Annotated in this window: 13 protein-coding genes; 7 read left to right on the forward strand and 6 right to left on the reverse strand. The window is 69.5% G+C overall.

Annotated elements, in window-relative coordinates; translation table 11 throughout:
• Nucleotides 1-499 precede the first annotated feature (499 nt).
• Nucleotides 500-829, forward strand: coding sequence for a DUF2794 domain-containing protein (locus tag DDF62_RS21375; protein WP_116490969.1), 330 nt, complete (start codon nt 500-502; stop codon nt 827-829).
• Between the two features lie 81 nt (nt 830-910).
• On the opposite strand, the gene DDF62_RS21380 is transcribed toward DDF62_RS21375, so the two are convergent.
• Nucleotides 911-1,657: a Bax inhibitor-1/YccA family protein gene (locus DDF62_RS21380; protein ID WP_101720337.1), complete on the reverse strand. Its 747-nt coding sequence runs from the start codon at nt 1,655-1,657 to the stop codon at nt 911-913.
• A 197-nt stretch (nt 1,658-1,854) separates the two neighbouring features.
• On the opposite strand from DDF62_RS21380, the gene DDF62_RS21385 reads away from it, so the two are divergent.
• Nucleotides 1,855-2,907 carry an aldo/keto reductase gene (locus tag DDF62_RS21385; protein WP_116490970.1) on the forward strand — a complete coding sequence of 351 codons (1,053 nt, stop codon included), beginning with the start codon at nt 1,855-1,857 and terminating at the stop codon, nt 2,905-2,907.
• Between the two features lie 145 nt (nt 2,908-3,052).
• Here the strand turns inward: DDF62_RS21385 and DDF62_RS21390 are convergent, their stop codons facing one another.
• Nucleotides 3,053-4,249, reverse strand: a complete 1,197-nt coding sequence (locus DDF62_RS21390) for a CaiB/BaiF CoA transferase family protein (protein ID WP_116490971.1) — start codon at nt 4,247-4,249, stop codon at nt 3,053-3,055.
• Between the two features lie 116 nt (nt 4,250-4,365).
• Here DDF62_RS21390 and DDF62_RS21395 point away from each other — a divergent pair, with 116 nt between their 5' ends.
• Nucleotides 4,366-4,962, forward strand: coding sequence for a DUF4142 domain-containing protein (locus tag DDF62_RS21395; protein ID WP_116490972.1), 597 nt, complete (start codon nt 4,366-4,368; stop codon nt 4,960-4,962).
• A 250-nt stretch (nt 4,963-5,212) separates the two neighbouring features.
• Here DDF62_RS21395 and DDF62_RS21400 read toward each other — a convergent pair whose 3' ends face one another.
• Both DDF62_RS21400 and DDF62_RS21405 read right to left on the reverse strand, forming a co-directional pair.
• The gene (locus DDF62_RS21400) at nt 5,213-8,815 is read right to left on the reverse strand and encodes an ABC transporter permease/M1 family aminopeptidase (protein ID WP_116490973.1); all 3,603 of its coding nucleotides are present in this window, start codon (nt 8,813-8,815) and stop codon (nt 5,213-5,215) included.
• Between the two features lie 13 nt (nt 8,816-8,828).
• Nucleotides 8,829-9,707: an ABC transporter ATP-binding protein gene (locus DDF62_RS21405; RefSeq protein WP_101720332.1), complete on the reverse strand. Its 879-nt coding sequence runs from the start codon at nt 9,705-9,707 to the stop codon at nt 8,829-8,831.
• Nucleotides 9,708-9,877: 170 nt separating this feature from the next.
• Between DDF62_RS21405 and DDF62_RS21410 the strand changes: the two genes are divergently transcribed.
• From DDF62_RS21410 to DDF62_RS21425, 4 genes are all read left to right on the forward strand, one after another.
• Complete coding sequence (locus DDF62_RS21410; RefSeq protein ID WP_116490974.1) at nt 9,878-10,558, forward strand: fumarylacetoacetate hydrolase family protein; 681 nt, start codon at nt 9,878-9,880, stop codon at nt 10,556-10,558.
• Nucleotides 10,559-10,573: 15 nt separating this feature from the next.
• Entirely contained in the window at nt 10,574-11,218 is a 645-nt protein-coding gene (maiA, locus tag DDF62_RS21415) for a maleylacetoacetate isomerase (protein ID WP_116490975.1), read from the forward strand.
• Nucleotides 11,211-11,840, forward strand: a complete 630-nt coding sequence (locus tag DDF62_RS21420) for a carbonic anhydrase (RefSeq protein ID WP_116490976.1) — start codon at nt 11,211-11,213, stop codon at nt 11,838-11,840. Before maiA ends, DDF62_RS21420 begins: the two co-directional genes overlap by 8 nt.
• Before the next feature lie 219 nt (nt 11,841-12,059).
• Nucleotides 12,060-12,677 carry a DedA family protein gene (locus DDF62_RS21425; RefSeq protein ID WP_101720328.1) on the forward strand — a complete coding sequence of 206 codons (618 nt, stop codon included), beginning with the start codon at nt 12,060-12,062 and terminating at the stop codon, nt 12,675-12,677.
• A gap of 163 nt (nt 12,678-12,840) precedes the next feature.
• Here the strand turns inward: DDF62_RS21425 and pbpC are convergent, their stop codons facing one another.
• Together pbpC and DDF62_RS21435 are read right to left on the reverse strand one after the other, a co-directional pair.
• On the reverse strand, nt 12,841-14,898 hold the full coding sequence (gene pbpC, locus DDF62_RS21430) for a penicillin-binding protein 1C (RefSeq protein ID WP_244286908.1): 2,058 nt from the start codon (nt 14,896-14,898) through the stop codon (nt 12,841-12,843).
• Between the two features lie 127 nt (nt 14,899-15,025).
• Nucleotides 15,026-20,053 carry an alpha-2-macroglobulin family protein gene (locus tag DDF62_RS21435; RefSeq protein ID WP_116490979.1) on the reverse strand — a complete coding sequence of 1,676 codons (5,028 nt, stop codon included), beginning with the start codon at nt 20,051-20,053 and terminating at the stop codon, nt 15,026-15,028.
• Between the last annotated feature and the right edge of the window lie 103 nt (nt 20,054-20,156).

Raw genomic sequence — 20,156 nt, forward strand, 5'->3', positions numbered from 1 at the left:
GGGTCGTTTCGCGACGGGGTGGGGCGGCTCTGTGGCGATCTTTGCAGTTCCGCAAGCCGCGTCGAAAAGGGGCGGGGGGCCAGATGCGAAAAGCCCGCGTGGGAGGGGGCTCCACGCGGGCTCTGCAGTTTAAGAGAGGGGTTCTCTTGATTTGGTCTGTCGGCCGACCGGCCCGCGATCAAGGGGGGCTGGGGGGGCTGTTCAGGATCCTGGACCGTGGGGTCTCCGATCAGCCGACACTGACTTTTTCGCTGGGGAAGCGGGCGGGCGAACGACCGAAACAAGGTCATTTCGTGGCCTGGTTCAGCTTGGCTTTTCGCTTCGTCGAACGATGTTGCGGATTTGCGACGGCTGAGCCTGTCGGGGCCGGATGGAACATCCGGGCCCCGATAAACAGGCTCAGACTCAAAGTTTAGAGCGCGTTTGGGCGGGCGAAACCGCTCACACTTTCGCCCAACGCGCTCGCTTAAACGCCTGATTTGGGGTTAGGATTCGTCCGATGGCCCTGGATGTCTCCCCTCCCGTCGGCGGCGTCGTGTTCTTCGAGCGGCGCGAGATCGACCAGCTGCTGCGGCTGTACGGCCGGATGGTCGCGGCCGGCGAGTGGCGCGACTACGGCATGGGCGGCGCGGCCGACCACGCGGCCTTCTCGATCTTCCGCCACGCCGCCGAGGCCCCGCTCTATCGCGTCGAGAAGTGGCCCGAGCTGGCTCGCAAGCAAGGCCAGTGGCTGGTGCGCGGCCAGGGCGGCATGGTGCTCAAGCGCGGCCACGACCTGGCCCAGGTTCTGCGGCTGTTCGACAAGGGCAAGTTCAAGGTCGTCGACTAGCGGCCCACCGACCATGCGCCCACGAAAAAGCCCCGGCGGAGCGATCCGCCGGGGCTTCGTCGTTTCGGCCTGGAAGGCGCCTTAGCGGCGGTCGCCCAGGAAGAACAGCAGGAAGCGGAACAGGTTGATGAAGTCCAGGTACAGGTTCAGCGCGCCGTAGTTGGTGGCCACCGACTTGGCGGCCGCGTCGCCGCCGACCTGGTAGTAGGTCATCTTCAGGTTCTGCGTGTCGTAGGCGATCAGGCCGGCGAAGATCAGCACGCCGATGGCGTTGATCGCGAAGACCAGCGGGCCCGACGGGAAGAAGATCGACACGATCGAGGCCAGGATCAGGCCCACCAGACCGATGATCAGGAAGCTGCCGAAGCCGGTCAGGTCCTTCTTGGTGGTGTAGCCGAACAGGCTGAGCGCGCCGAAGGCGGTGGCCGTGATCAGGAAGGTCGAGGCCACGCTGCCGCCGGTGTACATCAGCACCACGGTGCCGAGCGACGCGCCGATCAGCGACACGATCGACCAGTAGATCACGCCCGCGGTGCGCGGGTTGATCGACTTCATCACGAAGCTCGAGAACAGCAGAATGCCCAGCGGGGCGAAGGCGATGACCATGCCCAGCAGCGTGTAGCCCACGCGGTTGCCGTTCACCTGGAACAGCAGGTCGCGCACGGGCGGGAACGAGCTGGTCGTCCAGGCGAGGGCGGCCGACAGCAGCAGGCCCAGCGCCACCTTGTTGTAGACGCCGAGCATGAAAGTGCGCAGCCCGGCGTCAACCGACATGTCGACGCGATCCGCCGGGATCGTGCGCGCATAGTCGCGGTTGAAGTCGTTCATCGAAGGAAACCCTTATTTCAACGTCCCCGAGGGGACACGTGTGAAATATCGGATCGAATGGCCTTCTACGCAAGGCTTCAAGCGGGAAGACGAGGTCGGCGCGAATGTATCAAAGTATGTCCGGGCGCCCGAGGTTTGGGTTCGCCTTGGCGGCGCGACGTCCTAAATAGGGCGGGCAAAGCCAAGCAGGGGACTTCATGGACTACGTCGAACTCGGCCGCACCGGCATCCAGGTCTCGCGCTGCTGCCTGGGCACCATGACCTGGGGCTCGCAGAACAGCGAGGAAGAGGCCCACGCCCAGATGGACTACGCCCTGGGGCGCGGGGTCACCTTCTGGGACACGGCCGAGATGTACGCCAGCCCGCCCACGGCCGAGACGCAAGGCAGCACCGAGCGCTACATCGGCAGCTGGCTGGCCAAGACGGGGCGTCGCAAGGACATCGTCCTGGCCTCGAAGGTCGCCGGCCGGGGCTCGGCCTTCGGCGGCCTGCCGTGGATGCGCGCCGACGGCGCCAGCACCCGCCAGACCAAGGCCCAGATCGACGAGGCCGTGGAAGGCTCGCTGAAGCGCCTGCGGACCGACTATCTCGACCTCTACCAGCTGCACTGGCCCGACCGCGCCGTGCGGGTGTTCGGCGGCCAGACCTACAAGGACTATGACGACGACTACGAGCGCTTCGGCGACATCCTCGAGGCGCTGGACGCGCACGTGAAGAAGGGCTCGATCCGCAGCATCGGCGTCTCCAATGAGTTTCCGTGGGGCGTGATGAAATTCCTGGCCGAGAGCGAAAGCCGGGGCCTGCCGCGCATCGCCTCGATCCAGAACGCCTATCACCTGGCCAACCGGGTGTTCGAGTACGGCCTGGCCGAGATCGCCATGCGCGAGCAGGTGGGCCTCTTGGCCTATTCACCGCTGGCCCAGGGCCAGCTGACCGGCAAGTACCTGGGCGGAAACCTGCCCGAGGGCTCGCGCAAGGCGCTCTACAACCGCATGCAGCGCTACGAGGGCCCCGGCGCGATCGAGGCGTTCACGGCCTATGTGGATCTGGCCCGCCAGAACGGCCTGGATCCGGCCCAGCTGGCCCTGAAGTTCGTCGACGCCCGCCCGTTCGTCACCGCCACCATCATCGGCGCGACCAGCATGGACCAGCTGAAGACCGACATCGACGCGTTTGATGTGGAATGGACCGAGGAGCTGGAAAAGGCGGTCAACGCGATCCACGCCGCGCGGCCGAATCCTTGTCCGTGATCTGAGCCGGGAACCTCCCCCTGTGGGGGAGGCGATCGCGTAGCGATCGGTGGGGGGAGACAGATCGGCCAGCGTTTCGAAAGCTGAAAACGGCCCCCCTCCGGCCCTTCGGGCCACCTCCCCCAGAGGGGGAGGATCTCCGACGTTAAACCACCCCTCGCGCCTTCAACTCGGCGACCTTCTCGGCGCTCATCCCCGCCACCTGCGTCAGCACCTCTTGCGTGTGCTCGCCCAGCGTCGGGCCCGGCCAGCGCACCCCGCCTGGGGTGTCGGTGAGGCGGGGGAAGGCGTTCTGCATCTTCACCTGGCCGAACACCGGATGGGGCACGGAAACGATCGATTCGCGGGCCTGGAACTGCGGGTCGGCCAGCATTTCGGGGGCGCGGTAGATGCGGCCGGTGGCGAGGCCAGCGGCCTCCAGTTTCGGCAGCAGGTCGTCGATGTCCTGATCGAGGGTCCAGGCGGCGATGCGGGCGTCGAGCTCGGCCTGGTTGACGCCCCGGGCGGCGTGGTCGCGATAGCGGGGGTCTTCGGCCAGGTCCGGGCGGCCCATCAGGTCGCAGAGGCGCTTGAACAGGGTGTCCTGGTTGGCGCCGATCAGCACCAATTCGCCGCTCCTGGTCGGATAGACGTTGGAGGGGGCGATGCCGGGCAGCACCGCGCCCGAGCGCTCGCGGATGTAGCCGGTCAGGTCGTATTCGGTGATCAGGTTCTCCATCACCGTCAGCACGCTCTCGTAGATCGCCGCGTCGACCACCTGGCCCTTGCCGGTGGCGTGGCGGGCGTGCAGGGCCATCATCACGCCCAGCGCGGCGTTCAGGCCCGACAGGCTGTCGCCGATCGAGATGCCGGCGCGGGCCGGATTGCGGTCGGGCTCGCCGGTGATGTGGCGCAGGCCGCCCATGGCCTCGCCGACCAGGGCGTAGCCGGCCCGCTTGGCGTAGGGGCCGGTCTGGCCGAAGCCCGAGACGCGGGCCATGACCAGGCCGGGATTGGTCCTGGACAGCGCATCGTAGCCCAGGCCCCACTTCTCCAGCGTGCCGGGGCGGAAGTTCTCGACCACCACGTCGGCCGTGGCGATCAGGTCGCGGGCGATGGCGCGGCCCTCGTCGGTGCGCAGGTCGACGGTGACCGACTTCTTGTTGCGGCCGATCACCGGCCACCAGGGCGACAGGCCCTTGGGCTTGGAGCGCCCCCACTGGCGCATCGGATCGCCGGCCGCGGGGTCTTCCAGCTTGATGACCTCGGCGCCGAAGTCGCCCAGCACCTGGCCGCAGAACGGACCGGCGATCAGCTGTCCCATCTCGATGACGCGAACGCCCGCCAACGGTCCTTGGGTCATTTTGTTCCTCTCCCCGATCACGGAACCATCACGCGGCCGTGAACCTTCTTCCTGCCACACGGCGACGCGCGACGCCGACCTTCTTCCATCAGAAAAACGCGCAGGGAAAGACAGCCATGACCCGCAAGCTCCTCATCGTCGGCGCCGCCTTCGCCGCTCTCAGCCTCGCCGCCTGCGGCCAGAAGACCGACGAGACCAAGGGCGCGGCGACCCCGGCCGAGCAGGCCGCGACCCCCGACGCCAACCCCGCCGCCACCGTCCCGACCCTGGCCGACGAGGCCAAGGCGCCCGACTTCTCGGCCAAGGCCGCCGCCGGCGACACGTTCGAGATCGAGTCGGCCAAGATCGCCCTCAAGCGCTCGACCAACGCCGACGTGAAGAAGTTCGCCCAGGCCATGATCGACGCCCACACCGCCACCAGCCAGGGCTTGAAGGCCGCCATCGCCGCCTCGGGCGCGACCTTCACCCTGCCGGCCGCCCTGCCCGACGACCTGCAGGGCAAGCTGGACGACCTGAACAAGGCCGACGCCAAGGACTTCGACAAGACGTACGCCGACGACCAGGTCGACGCCCACCAGGCCGCGCTGAATCTGTTCCAGCGCTATGCCCAGGACGGCGACAACGCCGCCATCAAGACCTTCGCCGCCGAGACCGCGCCGAAGATCCAGGAGCACCTGAACATGGCCGAGGGCCTGAAGAACGGCATGAAGTAGAACGGCATGAAGTAGGGCTCTCTGGAGTCCTGATGTGGAAAACCCCCGGTCGCAAGGCCGGGGGTTTTTCTTTGCAATCATGGCCGTCATCCCGGCCGGAGCGTAGCGGAGAGCCGGGACCCAGGGGCCGGCGTACTGAGCCGGCGACCGATTGGGTGGTGAGGCCAATTGCCGAGCCCGGTCCCCTGGGTCCCGGATAAGCCCTATGGGCTTTCCGGGATGACGAGGGTGGGGATCAGGTTGTTCCCCTCTAGTCCGCGACTTTCACGACGTTGTCGTCGCCGTTGCGGTCGATGACGAAGTTGTACGGGTCGACGCCGGCGAAGCGCGGGGCGACCGGCGTGACGAAGGTCAGGGTCTGGGTTCCGCTCCGGATCGGGCGGCGCTCCATGGCCACGACGTTCTTCTGCTCGAAGCCCTTCTTGCCCGGCTCGGCGGTGAACAGGCCCACGTCCAGCACTTCGTTCAGAGGCGCGTCCGTCTCCTTGCCGCGACCGTCGGCGTACATCTTCTTGGCCTCGACCACGAGCTTGACGTCGAACCGGCCGTCGGCCCGCTTCTTCACGCTCGCGCTCTTGGTCTTCAGGTCATAGAGCGTGATCTTCTCGAACAGGTCGGTGACCAGGGCCTGCTTGTCGGGGGCGACCTCGGCGCGGAGGATCCGCAGGAAGTCGAGCGTGGTCGGATAGGGCGCGCCCTTGAAGCCGTGGTCGGCGATCAGCTTGCGCAGGGCCCGGTTGACCGTTGCCTCGCCGACCTCGTGCTGCAGCCGGTACATGACCAGCGAGCCCTTGCGGTAGTGGATGTAGCCCTGGTTCTCGACCCGGGCCAGCGGCTGCTCCTCGAGCACGTCGCCGCCGCGCGAGCGCAGGTAGCTGTTGAGCTCGAACTTCAGGAACTTGCGGATCTGGGCCTCGCCGTACATCCGCTTCATGACCATCAGCGCCGAATACTGGGAGAAGGTCTCCGACAGCATGGTCGAGCCCTGCTGGTCGGCGCCCAGCACCTGGTGGGCCCACCACTGGTGGCCGATCTCGTGCGCGCCGACATAGGTGACCATGTCGATCTTTTCCGGGTCGCGGTAGTCGGCGATGAAGAACATGCTCTCCGACCAGGGGATGGTGCCGGCGAAGGCCTGGGCGAAGTCGGCATAGGCCGGGAATTCCTGGAAGCGCAGCTGCTTGAACTGATAGGGGCTGAACTGCTCCTGGTAGTAGTCGAGCGAGGCCTTCATCGCGCCGCGCATGCGGTCGATGTTCCAGGCGTGCTGCGGGTCGTAATAGACCGCCAGGTCGATACCCTTGTAGGTCTCGCGTGAGACCGCGTAGCGGGCCGACTGGATCGACAGGAACGGCAGGATCGGCGCGTCGGCCACGAAGCGCACGGTGCGGCGTTCCTGGTTCCCCGACTTCCACACCCGCTCCGAAGCCTTGCTGCCCGGCGCGATCGGCGTCTGGTCGGCGTCGGTGGTGACGGTGATGTCGGAGGTGACGAAGTCGGCGTCCTTGCGCAGGCCGTTGAACTGGCGGCTGGCCACGTCGCCCAGCCTGGCCATCCGCAGCTCGGGCGGCAGGCCGTACTTGCGGCGCTTGGCGCGGTCCTGCAGCAGGCCGTCGCGGCCCATGCCCAGAATCGGCGCGATCTCCATGTTGTTGAGGAACGTGCCGTTGGCGACCACGCGGCGCTCGTTGTCGCTGTTCTTGAAGCCCTTCTGGCTGCGCTCGGTGATGAAGCTCATCCGGCGGGTCTCGCCTGGGGCCAGCGGGGTGTCGAAGGCGAAGATCCGGTAGTTGAAGCGCTCGAAGGTCTGCTTGGGACGCGCGCCCTCGATCGACAGGGCGCGCACGGCCAGGTCGCGGTCGAAGCGGACGTGGATTTCCTTGATCGGCGCGCCGGTCTTGTTCTGGAAGACATAGGCGCCGCGGGTCACCGCCCGGGGCTCGCCCGGATAGAGATCGACGTCCAGCTTCATGCCCGTGATCTTGGGCTGGGGCGCGGTCTCGTAGCGCAGCAGCGTCTTTTCGAAGTCGGCGGTCCAGCGCTCGTCGTCGAGGTTGGTGCGGTACTCGTTCCAGACGTTGGTGTTGACGAAGATGAAGCTCCCCAGGCCCGCGAAGGCCAGGAAGACGACGCCGAACACCACGCCGTTGGCGCCGCGCAGGCGGTGGGGCAGGCGGCGCAGGCGCGGCAGCAGCCGGGTCTCGGTCCCGCGACGCCACAGGGCGTAGGACAGCACCGCCAGCAGCACGGCGAAGGCGCTCCAGTAGGCGCGGAACCACCAGGCCCCGATCCAGAAGGCGCCCAGGCGGTTCATGTCCGAGAACGGCATGCCCGGCGAGCCGCCGTAGTTGTAGAGATTGTGCTGGAAGCCGAGGTTCTGGAACGTCACCTGGGTGACGACATAGACCACCATCAGGCCCCAGCCGATGAACTTGTGCGGGCTCAGCACCTGCAGGAACACGGCCAGCACGGCCAGCAGGACCCAATCGACGGCCTGGGGCAGCACGTACCACAGGAGGTACTTGTCGAGTTCCAGCCGGAAGTAGCCGTGGCCGATCTGGCTGACGACGCCGGCGACCACGCTGACCAGCAGGGTCGACAGCAGCACCAGGGCGATGGCGGCGATCTTGGGGGCGGTGAAGGCCCAGTCGCCGACCGGGGTGGAGTCGATGATCTCGTGGGTGCGGCGCTCGCGTTCGCGCCAGACCAGCTCGCCGGCATAATAGATGGCGATGATCATCGGGATCAGGCTGAACGAGCCCAGCAGCGGCGCCAGCAGGGCGCGGGTCACCGGATAGATCTGGCCGCCATAGCCGTCCGCGTCGGTGGCGACCCACAGCGAGCCGGCGGCGTTGAACAGGCCCAGCGCCAGCAGCACGAAGAAGGCCGGGCTCTTGAATACCTGGCCCATGTCGAGCCGGGTGCGGGCGACGAACTGGATCCAGGCGGTGGCGCGGTCGTGGCGCGGCTGGGCCAGGGGCTTGGGGGCCGGGGGCAGGATCTCGACCGGCGGCGGCAGCGTGGCCTTGGACTTCTCGCCCTTGCGGCCGGCCAGCTCGGCGGCCTGGAAGCGGAAGAGGCCGTAGGCGGCCGCCAGCAGCCCGCCGGCCAGAACGACGACGAACACCCGGTTGAACAGCAGGGCGCCGGTCAGGGCGGGGGTGATGGTGTTGCGCTCGTTGGCGGTCCAATACTTGGTCGCCAGGCTGAAGGCGCCGGTGCCCAGGGGCTCCCACAGGGCCGCGGCCTGCTCGAACTCGGGCTTGTCCAGCGCGATGCCGGCCACCACCCACAGCACCAGGAAGCCGATCACCCCGACATAGGTCCACATCATCGAGCGGGTGACGGTGGCCAGGGCGAAGAACAGCGCCGAGGTCAGCAGCAGCGTCGGCAGGGCCAGCACGAAGTAGGCGTAGAGATAGGCGTTCAGCAGGTTGGGACCCAGCTTTTCGGGGTCGATCCACGGCATGAACGAGCCGATCAGCATGGCGATCGGCACGGCCAGGAACGAGATCGCGGCGGCCAGGAAGGCGCCGGCGAAGCGGCCGTACAGATAGTCGAACTTGCGGATGCGGGTGGTGCGCAGGATCGGGCCGTAGCCGGTCTCGTCGTCGCGCACGATGACGTTGGCCACGAAGGCCGTCGTCACGAACATGTAGAAGATCGACAGGATCAGGTGGGTCTGGGCGATGGCGAACGGGGCGTTCTTGTGAATCGTGCCGCCGCCGCCGATCGAGATCCGCTCGATGGTCACCGACCCGAAGGTCAGCAGGAAGAACAGGACGGCGACCACCCAGAACACCGGGGAACGCAGCTGGTAGCGGAGCTCGAAGCTCGCGATCTTGCCGAACATGCCGCTCGCCCCCTTACGCCGCGCAGCGGGTGGTGGCGAGGGTCGAGAAATAGACGTCCTCGAGACCGCCGGTGACGGGCGCGAAGCCCGCGCCGGGATCGGTGTCGGCCAGGACGTGGATGATGGTGCGGCCGCCCAGCAGGCGGGTCGAGATCACCTGGTGGGCCGCCTTGGCGTCGTCCAGCTCGGCCTTGTCGATGGTCTTCTTCCAGATGCGGCCCTCGAGCTGGGCGATCAGGTCGGCCGGGGCGCCTTCGCGCACGATGCGGCCGTCGCAGATGATGGCCATGGCCGGGCAGAGGTCGGAGACGTCCTCGACGATGTGGGTCGACAGGATCACCACCACGTTCTCGCCGATCTCGGCCAGCAGGTTGAGGAAGCGGTTGCGTTCTTCGGGGTCGAGGCCGGCGGTGGGCTCGTCGACGATGATCAGGCGCGGATCGCCGATCAGGGCCTGGGCGATGCCGAAGCGCTGGCGCATGCCGCCCGAGAAGCCGGCGATGGCCTTGCCCCGCACGTTCCACAGATTGACCTGGGCCAGCAGGCTCTCGACCGTGTCCTTGCGCTCCTTGCGGCCCGAAATACCCTTCAGCACCGCCATGTGGTCGAGCATGTCGTAGGCGCTGACCCGCGGATAGACGCCGAAGTCCTGCGGCAGGTAGCCCAGCACGCGGCGCAGGGCCTCCGGATCCTTCAGGACATCGATGTCGCCGAAGCGGATGTGGCCCGAGGTGGGGGCCTGCAGGGTGGCGATGGTGCGCATCAGGGTGGACTTGCCGGCGCCGTTGGGACCCAGCAGGCCGTACATCCCCCGCGGGATGGTCAGGCTGACCTCGTCCAGGGCGCGCACGCCGTTGCCATAGACGTGCGTCAGGTTTTCGATGATCAGCATCGGTACTCGCGGCCCCCGGTCTTGTTAACGCCAACAGTCCCCAACCCGACATGACAAGACGGCGAGAGGCTGGGCAAGTGAAAGAACGTTTAGGCGGCCCGGTTCCCGACCACGGCGCCGCTTTTGCGGCGGGGTTCCGGTCGGGCGGTTTTGGGTCTAAGCAGGCGGCCATGACGACCTACGCCTTTCCCCCGCCCGTCCAGCCTTCGGTTCCGGTGGAAGGATCCGAGGCGGCCTTCCCCGTCCGCCGCATCCTGTGCGTGGGCCGCAACTACGCCGCCCACCGCGCCGAGATGGGCGGCGACGAGCGCGATCCGCCGTTCTTCTTCGCCAAGCCGGCCGACGCGATCGCGCCGCTGATGAACGACGTGCCCTATCCGCCGCGCACCGCCGACCTGCACCACGAGATCGAGCTGGTGGTGGCGCTGAAGTCGGGCGGGGCCGACATCGCCGTCGACGACGCGCTGGACCACGTGTTCGGCTACGCCGTGGGCGTCGATCTGACCCGCCGCGACCTGCAAGGCGCGGCCAAGGCCAAGGGCCAGCCCTGGGAAGCGGGCAAGGCCTTCGACTTCTCCGCGCCGATCTCGGCCATCCGCCCGGTGGCCGACGCCACGCTGGACGGCGCCATCTGGCTGACCGTCAACGGCGTGCAGCGCCAGACGGGCCTCGTCTCCGACATGATCTGGAACATCCCCGAGATCATCGCCGAGGCCAGCAAGCTGTGGACCCTGGCGGCCGGCGACCTGATCTTCACCGGTACGCCCGAGGGCGTTTCGGCGGTGGTGCGCGGCGACGAGATCGCCGGCGAGGTCGACGGCGTCGGCGCCCTGGCCTTCACCCTGGTCTAGAGGGAGCGCGCGGCCGTGACCCTGACGCTGTTCGGCTACTGGCGGGCGGCCGCGCCCTATCGCGTCCGCATCGGCCTCGCCCTCAAGGGCCTGGCCTACGACCAGGCGCCGGTGAACCTGCTGAAGGGCGAGCAGCGCCAGGGCGCCTATCTCGACCTCAACCCGCAGGGGCTGACCCCCGCGCTCGCCCTCGGCGACGGCGTGGTCCTGACCCAGAGCCTGGCCATCCTGGAATGGCTGGACGAGACCCATCCCGAGCCCGCCCTGCTGCCCGCCGACCCGCTGGGCCGCGCCCGCGTGCGGGCCATGGCCCAGGTCGTGGCCTGCGACATCCATCCGTTGAACAATGTGCGGGTCACCGGCGAGCTGGCCGCCCGCGGCCAGGACGAGGCCGCGCGCCGCGCCTGGATGGCCCGCTGGCTGGCCGAGGGCTTCAACGCCCTGGAAGCCGCCGTCGTCGCCCACGGCGGGACCTACGCCTATGGCGATACGCCGACCCTGGCCGACATCTGCATCGTGCCGCAGGTCTACGGCGCGCGCCGGTTCGACATCGACCTTTCACCCTATCCGACCCTGGTGGCGGCCGCCGACCGCGCCGCCGACCATCCCGCCTTCGCCGCTGCTCACCCCAGCCTCCAGCCGGACGCCGCCGATGCTTGAAGATCTGAAAACCAACAACGCCAACTGGTCCAAGCGCAAGACCGAGGTCGACGCCGAGTTCTTCAAGCGCCTCGAGAACCAGCAGAGCCCCGAGTACCTGTGGATCGGCTGCAGCGACAGCCGCGTGCCGGCCAACGAGATTGTGGGCCTCGATCCGGGCGAGCTGTTCGTCCACCGCAACGTGGCCAACCTCGCCCCGCCGCAGGACGCCAACTACCTGTCCGTGCTTCAGTTCGCGGTCGACGTGCTGAAGGTCAAGCACATCATGGTCGTGGGCCACTACGGCTGCGGCGGCGTGGCGGCGGCCATCGACGGCAAGCGCCGGGGCCTGGTCGATCACTGGCTGCATCCGATCCGCGAGGTCCACGCCGAGCACCGCTGCGAGCTGGACGCCATCCCCGAAGAGCGCGACCGCCTCAACCGCCTGTGCGAGCTGAACGTCATCCGCCAGGTGCGCAACGTCGCCTCGGACGTGTTCGTGCAGGACGCCTGGGCCCGCGGCCAGAGCCTGGCCGTGCACGGCTGGGTCTATTCGCTGGCCAACGGCCTGGTCACCGATCTCGACGTGGGCATCGCCAGCCAGGCCGACTACGAGCGCGTGCTGTCCGGCGCGGCGGAGTAGTTTCTCCCTCCTCCCCCTTCCCCCTTGATGGGGGAAGGGTCGGGGATGGGGGTGAAAGCGCTTCAGGACGAGGCGCCAACCAGGCCGCCGCAGCCACCCCCACCCCTGCCCCTCCCCCATCGAGGGGGAGGGAAATCCGCGCCGCGCCCGATCGTCGCAGTTGGCGGATCGCCGTTCGGTGCTTACTTGTTCGTCACCATCCCCTGCCACGGTGGTTGCATGGACGCCTTTCTCCAGAGCCTGCACAGCCTCGTCGTCGAGCACCGCCTGCTGGTGTGCGCGATCCTGGCGGTCGTCACCCTGCTCGAAGCCTTGATGCTGGTCGGGGTGCTGATCCCGATCATGGCGGTGATGCTGACGGCCGGCGCGCTGATCGCCACCGGCTCGCTGCATCCGGTCGAGGTGATCGTCTGGTGCAGCGTCGGGGCAGCCCTGGGCGATGCGATCTCCTACCTGATGGGCCGCCACATGGGCGCCTGGGCCGTGCGCCATCCGGTGCTGGCCAAGCACCGCCGCACCGTGGCCCGCGCCCGTCTCTACACCCGCCGCTACGGCGTGCTGGCCCTGGCCGTGGCCCGCTATCTTGGCCCGCTGCGCCCATTCGTGCCGATGGCCGCGGGCATGACCCGCATGCGCGACTGGACCTTCCACGCCGCCAACACCGTCACCGCGCCGGTGTGGGTGATCACCGTCCTGGCTCCTGGCTATCTGGCAGCGCGTCACCTGGGCTACTGGAAGCCCGATCCGGTGTGGCTGACCGCGGTGGTCGTCGGCGGCCTGCTGCTGGTCGCCACGGTGATGATCCTGCGCCGCAAGCCCGCCGCGTCGAAGGTTTGAGGCTGGAGGCGTTCGGAGGCCACGCGTGGCCCTCGCCCTTCGACAGGCTCAGGGTGAGGACCATTTACAGGCCTGAGTTTACGGGCCCGAGCGCTGGAAAAACCTCATCCTGAGCTTGTCGAAGGACGAGGTTTTCGTCCCAAACGCCAGATATCGATCCGCCCTAGCCCGGCGCCCTGACGCGCACCCGGGCGCTGGCCGCCCGGCCCTGGTCGTCGACCACCCGCAGCCGGTAGAAGCCCGCCGCCGCCGGTCGCCAGACCGGCTTGCCGCCGACCGGATCGTCGGCCAGGGGCTTGCCGTCCACGTACCACGACAGGTTCTCGCCGCCGGCCGCCAGCACCAGGCCGCGCGAACCCTTGCCCAGGCCCTCGACCTGCACCGTCGCCCCGTCGGGCGGGAAGATCAGGCGCGGGCCTTCGTCGGCGACGGTCCGCAACTGCTGCAAGGCGCCGGGGGCCGACTTCGGCGCGATCGGGCGCGGAGCCGTGGGCGGCGCGCCCACCAGGTCGGCGACGTCGAACAGGGTGGGCAGGGCCGCGTCGCGTCCGGTGAGGCCGCCGCGCGCGCCGCCGTCGGCCCGGCCGGTCCAGACGACGATGGCGTGGCCGCCGACGATCCCCGCCGCCACCGCGTCGCGGAAGCCGTAGGAGGTGCCGGTCTTGAAGGCCATGGCCGGTCCGCCCCGGGTCAGGGCCGAAGGGGCGCGGCCGCGCGGGCCCGGCGCCTCGCGCAGGATGTCGAGCACCTGGTTGACCGCTTCGGCCCGGGCGATGCGGGTTCCGGCCTGGCGTTCGCGGGCCTTGGCGTCTTTGACCGTATAGGCCAGCGGCTTGACCACCCCGCCGTCGCCCAGGCCCGCATAGAGGGTGACGAGGTCGCGCAAAGTGATGCCGGCGCCGCCCAGGGCCAGAGCCAGGCCGGCGGCCTTCACCTCGGCCTTGGGCCGCAAGAGTTTGACCCCCCCGGCCTCAAGGCGGGCGGCGAAGGCCTCGGGGCCGATCTTCTCCAGCGTGGCGACGGCCGGCACGTTCAGCGAATAGGCCAGGGCCTCGCGGGCGGTGACCTTGCCGTGGAACACGCGGTCGAAGTTCTCGGGCTGGTAGTCGGCGAACCGCGTCTGGGCGTCGTCGATCTGGGTGTCGGGCGCCAGCATGCCGTCGTCGAAGGCGAAGGCGTAGACGAAGGGCTTCAGCGCCGAGCCGGGCGAGCGGGCGGCGCTGGTCATGTCCACCCAGCCGCCGGGCCGGTCGCGGCCGGCCGAGCCGACCAGGGCCCGCACGGCCCGGTCCCTGATCCGCACGACGATGATGGCGGCGGTGGCTTCGGGGCCCTGGCTGGCGGCGACGCTGGCGGCCAGGGGCTCCAGCCGCGATTGCAGGTCGGGGTCGATGGTGGTCAGCACGCTGGGTTGGCTGGCGGGCGCGGCGGCGGCCTGCTGGCCGGCCAGGTGCCAGGCCACGGCCGGGAAGGGCGCGCGGCGCGGGATCGGTTCGCCTTCGGCCTCGACGGCGGCGACGGTGGTCAGCACGCCGGCGCGGACCATCTTGTCGAGCACGGCGCGGCGGGCCTCGCGGGCGGCTTCGGGGCGGCGGTCGGGTCGGCGGGCCTCGGGCGCCTGGGGCAGGGCGATCAGCAGGGCCTGTTCGCCGTCGGTCAGGCTGGACGGCTCGTGGCCGAAATAGGACAGGCTGGCCCCGCGCACGCCCTCCAGATTGCCGCCGTAGGGCGCCAGGGTCAGGTAGAGCGCCAGGATCTCGTCCTTGCTCAGCCGGCTTTCCAGCTGGGCGGCGCGGACCATCTCGATCAGCTTGGATCCGAGATTGCGGGGGCGGGGCTCCAGCAGGCGAGCGGTCTGCATCGACAGGGTCGAGGCGCCGCTGCTGACCCGGCCATGCACGATCGCCGACCCCGTGGCGCGGACCACGGCGATGGGATCGACCCCCAGGTGCCAGCGGAAGCGGGCGTCCTCGACGGCCACCAGGCGCTTCAGGAACGTCGGGTCGGTGCGGTTGAGGTCGGCCCGCACCCGCCAGCGGCCGTCCTCGACCGGCAGGGCGCGCAGCCACGCCCCGCGCTCGCCCAGCACCACGGGCGAGGAGCGCTTGGCGCGGCTCATGTCCGGCGGGAAGGCGGCGCTGAGGGCGAACACCCCGACCTGGGCGGCGAGGAAACCGGCGAGCAGGCGGGTGAGCAGAGCGACCTTCCCCTCCCCCTGGATGGGGGAGGGGTCAGGGGTGGGGGTGGCTTCTGAGTCGGCGGTGGTCACGGCGCATCACCTTCAAGCGCCGCAGTCACCCCCATCCCCGGCCCTTCCCCCATCCAGGGGGAAGGGAGCAGTTCCAACATCATTGGCCGGTGATCGTCGTGCGGCCGGCGTCCGACCGGGCGGCGATGCTCGGGCGGTACATGTCCTTGGCCACGGCGCCGGGCAGGAAGAACTCGCCCGGCGTCACGGCCCGCGCGATGTAGGCCATGGCGAAGGGCTTGTTGCCCTCCAGGTCGAGCGCGGCGATGTAGCGGTCGTCGCGGCTTTCCTGGGCGTCAGGCGTCGACAGCTCCCCTAAGAACCGGAACGGTCCGTTCTGGGCGTCGTCGGCGCCGAGCGGGGCCTCGATCTCGAAGCCGGCCGGCAGGGCGTCGTCGACCACCAGGGCGGTCGAGCGGGCCTGCATCGACCGGCCCTGGATCAGCACGATCACCCGTTCGCCCTGGCGGATGGCCGAGGGATCGACCGCCCCGCCGCTCATCGTGAACAGTCGCTTGCTCACCGACAGGCCGTTGCTTTCGGCGACCGGGGCGACGATCGGCGTGCCGCGCACGCTGACCGTCCGCCACAGGGCGCCCTTGCCCTTGTTGGTGAAGCGGGCGTCGGCCAGCTTGCCCACGGCCCAGCGCGGCGCGCCGCCGGCGGGCGGCAGGGCGACGACGTTCTGGGCCTCGATGCTGATGGGGCCGGCGGCCTTCATCAGCTGGTGGGCGGCATAGAGCAGCTGGGCCTGTTCCTGGGTGTTCAGGGCGTCGGGATCCTTGACCACGTTCTCCAGGCGGCCTTGCAGCCTAGCGGCGACGTCGGTCTGGCCGGCCTGCACCGCCAGGGCCGTGACGGCGGCCACGTCACGCAGCGGGCTCTGGTACCAGTCGTACTCGTCGCGCCAGTTCAGCGAGTTGACCGCCTGGCGCATGGCCGAGCGGGCCCGGGCGTGGTCGCCCATCAGCGCCAGGCCCGCGGCCACCTGGGCCTTGGCGATCGGCTGGTCCTCGTCCTTCATCTGCACGTCGTGCCACCAGCGCAGGCGGGCCAGATCCCCCCGCCCGGCCTTGGCCAGGACGTAGAGGGCGTAGGCGCTGGCCCGGCGACGCATGCGCTGGGTGGCCTTGCGGCTTTCGTCCTCGTTGCGGCCCCACCAGGACGGATACTCCATCCGGTAGGCGACCGAGGCCCAGCCGTCGGGACGGCTGACCTGGCGCATGGCGTTCAGCGCCTTGTCCAGGGCCTCGTCGGGCACGGCGACGCCTTGCGCCTTGGCCTCCAGCAGGAAGTCGGTGGCGTAGGCGCCCAGCCAAGGGTCGGCCTCGCCGTCGCCCACCCGCCACAGGCCGAAGGCGCCGTCGAGGGTCTGGCGATCCAGCAGGCGGCCCACGGCCCCGGCCAGGGCGGCCGGCGTGCGCTTGAGCTTGGGATCGGTGGAGACGTTCTGTGCGTAGAGCAGCGGATAGGCCGCCGACACCACCTGCTCGGTGCAGCCGTACGGGTAGCGCTGCAAGGCGACCGCGATCGCCGACGGGTCGAAGCCCTTGAACGGCGAGTAGCTGACCTGCAGCGTCACGTCGCCGGCCGCCAGGCCCGACAGCAGCTGGTAGTTGGGGGTGTAGCTGGCGCCCGGGGCCTGAAGTTCGGTGGTGGTGCGCACCACGTCGCCCCAGCCCAGGCGCGTCTGGATCGGATAGTCCTTGGCGGTCGAGAAGCCGGGGCCGGTGACCTTGAAGCCGATCTTGCCGACGCCGGTGACGTCGGGCGCCAGGAAGGGGATCTTCTCGGCGACACGCTGGCCCAGGATCAGGGTGATCACCTTCCTGAAGGCGACCTTCAGCCCGCCGGACGCATTGGCCTCGGCGGTGTAGGCGCCGGGTTTGCCCTCGACATTGTGCAGTTCCAGCGTCGCGGTCGGCTTGTCGCCGGGCGACAGGAAGCGCGGCAGGTTGAGGTCGGCCACCACCGGCTGGCGCACGGTCATGGCCTTGGAGCCCGAGCCGACGGCGTTGTCGGTCCAGGCCACGGCCATGATCCGCAGCTCGCCGTTGAAGTCGGCGGGCGGCAGCTTGATCGTCGCCTTGCCGTCGAGGCCCGTCTCGACCACGCCCGACCACAGGGCCACGGTCTTGATCGGCGTGACCGTCAGGCCCTCGCCGCCCAGCTCGTCGCCGCCGAAGTTGACGTTGGCCGGCGCGCCCATGTTCGGGTCGAGCAGGCGGCCGTAGTCGTCGCGGTAGTCGAGCGTCAGGGCCCGCTTGCCAAAATACCACTTCACCGGATCGGGGCTTTCCTGGCGGGTCAGGCGCAGCACGCCCTCGTCCACCGCCGCCACCGTGACGCGGGCCTTCTGGCCAAAGCCCAGACCCTGCACCTTGAGCGGGATTTCCACCGGCGCCTTGGAGTCGAGCTTCGGCGGCGTGCCGATATCGACCGTCAGCTTGCGGCCCTTGGGCTCCAGCGGCACGTAGACGAGGCCGAGAGCCCGCTTGGGCTTGGGCGAGGCGACCGGGTCGCGCGGCTGGATGACGGTGACCATCACATAGGCCCCGCCGCCCCAGGCGGCGCTGGTCTTCAGCTTCACGGTCGCGCCGTTCTCGCCGACCGACAGGGTCTTGAAGTCGATCAGGCGGTCGGTGGCCACGGCCACCTGGGCCTGACCGGCATAGGGGGCCTTCAGCGTGATCTCGACGGTGTCGCCTTGCGCGTAGGCGCGGGTTCCGGCCGAGACGCGCACGAAGTCGGGGGCCTCGGCGTCCTTGGCCGGCGAGCCCCAGCCCGACGAGAACCGCGCGACGGTCTTGGTTCCTTCCGGTCCCTCGATCACCAGGCGGTAGTCGCCCCAGCCCAGGCGGCGGTTGATCCGCGCGCTGGCCCCGGCCGACATGTTCAGCGCGCCCTTGGCCACGACGGCGTCGCGGCTGGTGCGCCGCCACTGCCAGCGGCCGTCCTGCTGGAACCAGTCGTAGTTCCAGTTCTCGCTGATCAGGGTGTAGCTGGCGGTGGTCGAGATCTTCTTGCCGGCGGCGTCGACGGCGATGACTTCCAGGCTCACCGGCGGGTCGTCGCGGCCCGAGCCGTCGCCCTGCTCGACCTTGACGCCGTAATAGATCGGCTTGCCGCGGACCTTGAGCTCCAGGCCCTCGCGCACGGGGCGGCCGCCGGGCTCGAACACCGAGGCGGTGACCGCCGCCACCAGGGGCTGGCCGGTATCGCCGACGTCGGAGGTGCCGAGGTTCAGGACCGCGCGACCCTCGCCGTCGGTGACGGTCGTGCCCAGCTCGATCAGCTTCTCGTCGAAGGGCTCCTTGGCGTCGCCCCACTCGAAGCCCTTGTATTGCGGGAAGGGGTCGGCATCCCGGCGCAGGCGGGCCTCGCCCTGCGTCTGCAGGCCCGAGCCCGGCGCGCCGTAGAGGAAGCGGGCGTTGACCGCGATCTGGCGGGTCTCGCCGATGCGGATCGGCGTGCTCTCCTGGCCGGTGGCGGTGACCGCCAGACGCTGGGGGGCGAAGTCCTCGACGCTGAAGCTCAGCGAACCGGATGAGGCTTCGATGCCCTCGATGTGCAGTTCGGCGGTCCAGCGGCCGCGCGGCGCGCTGCGGGGCAGGGCGATGTCGATCGGCACGGCCCCGGCGTTGGCCTGGCCGAACCACCAGCGCTTGAACTCCACGCCCGAGGGGCGTTTGACGAGAATGTAGCCCTTGCGGTCGTTGACGGCCTTGGCCATGCGGTCGCGGATCATCGCCGTCAGGTGGACGGTTTCGCCGGGGCGATAGATGCCGCGGTCGGCATAGAGCCAGCCGTCGATGTCGCTGCCGCCGGCGCGGCCGCCCTCGCTTTCGGTGCGGCCGCCGACGCCCTGCTTGGACAGGTCGACCGGCGAGCGGTCGAGGTCGAGCACCGAGAGGTCGCCTTCGGGCCCATAGGCCATGACCATCTTGGCGCGCTCGCCGCCCTCGCCCTTCAGCAGCGGGCGGGGGAAGCGGACGCGGCCATCGGCGTCGCTCTTGACCTCGGCCAGGGGCTCGCCGTCGCGGGCGACCAGGGCCACGCGCACGCCGGCGACGGTCTTGGCGGTCTTCAGCGAGCGGACCACGACGTCCAGCGCTTCGGAACCGTCATAGGCGATCAGCGCCATGTCGGTGAACACAATCCAGCGGCGGGCCTGGGCCGGCGGGGTGTCGCCCTCGCCGTCGGGATCGCGGCCGCCCGAGGCGTCGCGCGCCTTGATCAGATAGGCGCCGGGCTTCATCTCCTTGAGCACCGCGCCCAGCGGGAAGACCGTCGTGGCCTTGGCGCCGGCCGCGCCGTCGACGGAAACCTCGCCCTTCCAGATGCGGCGGCCCTCGTCGCCGGCGCTGTCCTCGCCATAGTCGCCGGCCCAGTCGCCCTCGCCGGTGGGATCGGGGGCGCTGATCGACTTGCGCACCAGGTTTCGGTCGGACACCCGCCAGACTTCGACGGCCAGCTTCTGGACGTTCATGGTCTCGATGGCGACGCCGTCGGATTCCTCGCGCGGCAGGATCACCCCGTCGCCGGCGAAGCCGACATACGGGGGCTTCTCGCCAAAGGTGAAGTCGACGTCGGCATTGGCGCCGAGGGTCTCGCCACCCTTGGCGGGCAGGCCCTTCAGCAGGGTGATGCGGCGGTCGGTGAAGCCGACGCCGCCGATGCACAGCTCGTCGCCCTTGACCCGCACGGCCGGGGTGCGGCCGAGGTCGGGCGAGACCATGACGAAGTCGGCATAGGCCTTGGACGGGTCCAGGTCGCGGCTCATCTGGATGCAGGCCATGGCCTCGCCGCCGGAGCTGTCGATGCGGGTGCGCCAGACGGCGAAGCCCTCGGGCTTGGGCACGCCGCGTCGGCGGGCGCCTGCGTCGCGCGGCTTGCCAAACAGCGACCAGGCCTCGCCCTTGACGGCGGCCGCGCCGGACGCGGCCTTGGCCCCGCCGCCGAACCAGCCGAGGTCGGCGGTCTTGGCGGCCACGAAGCCGCCGCCGAAACCGACGACCAGCGCGCCCGCCGCGATGGCGACGGCGGGGGTCTTCAGCTGCGACTTGATCCGGGTCCAGACGGAGGTTTTGGCCGCGCCGTCGCCTTGCGGCGTCTCGTCCGTCGACATCCGTCGTCTCTCCCAAACCCGAAGTGATTTGGGGGACTTGAACCTAAGCGCGAGCGGGGGTCAACGGCGTCGCGATAATGGTTCTCAAGGTTTCGCGCGAAGC

The organism is Caulobacter radicis, assembly GCF_003094615.1.
GTDB lineage: Bacteria > Pseudomonadota > Alphaproteobacteria > Caulobacterales > Caulobacteraceae > Caulobacter > Caulobacter radicis.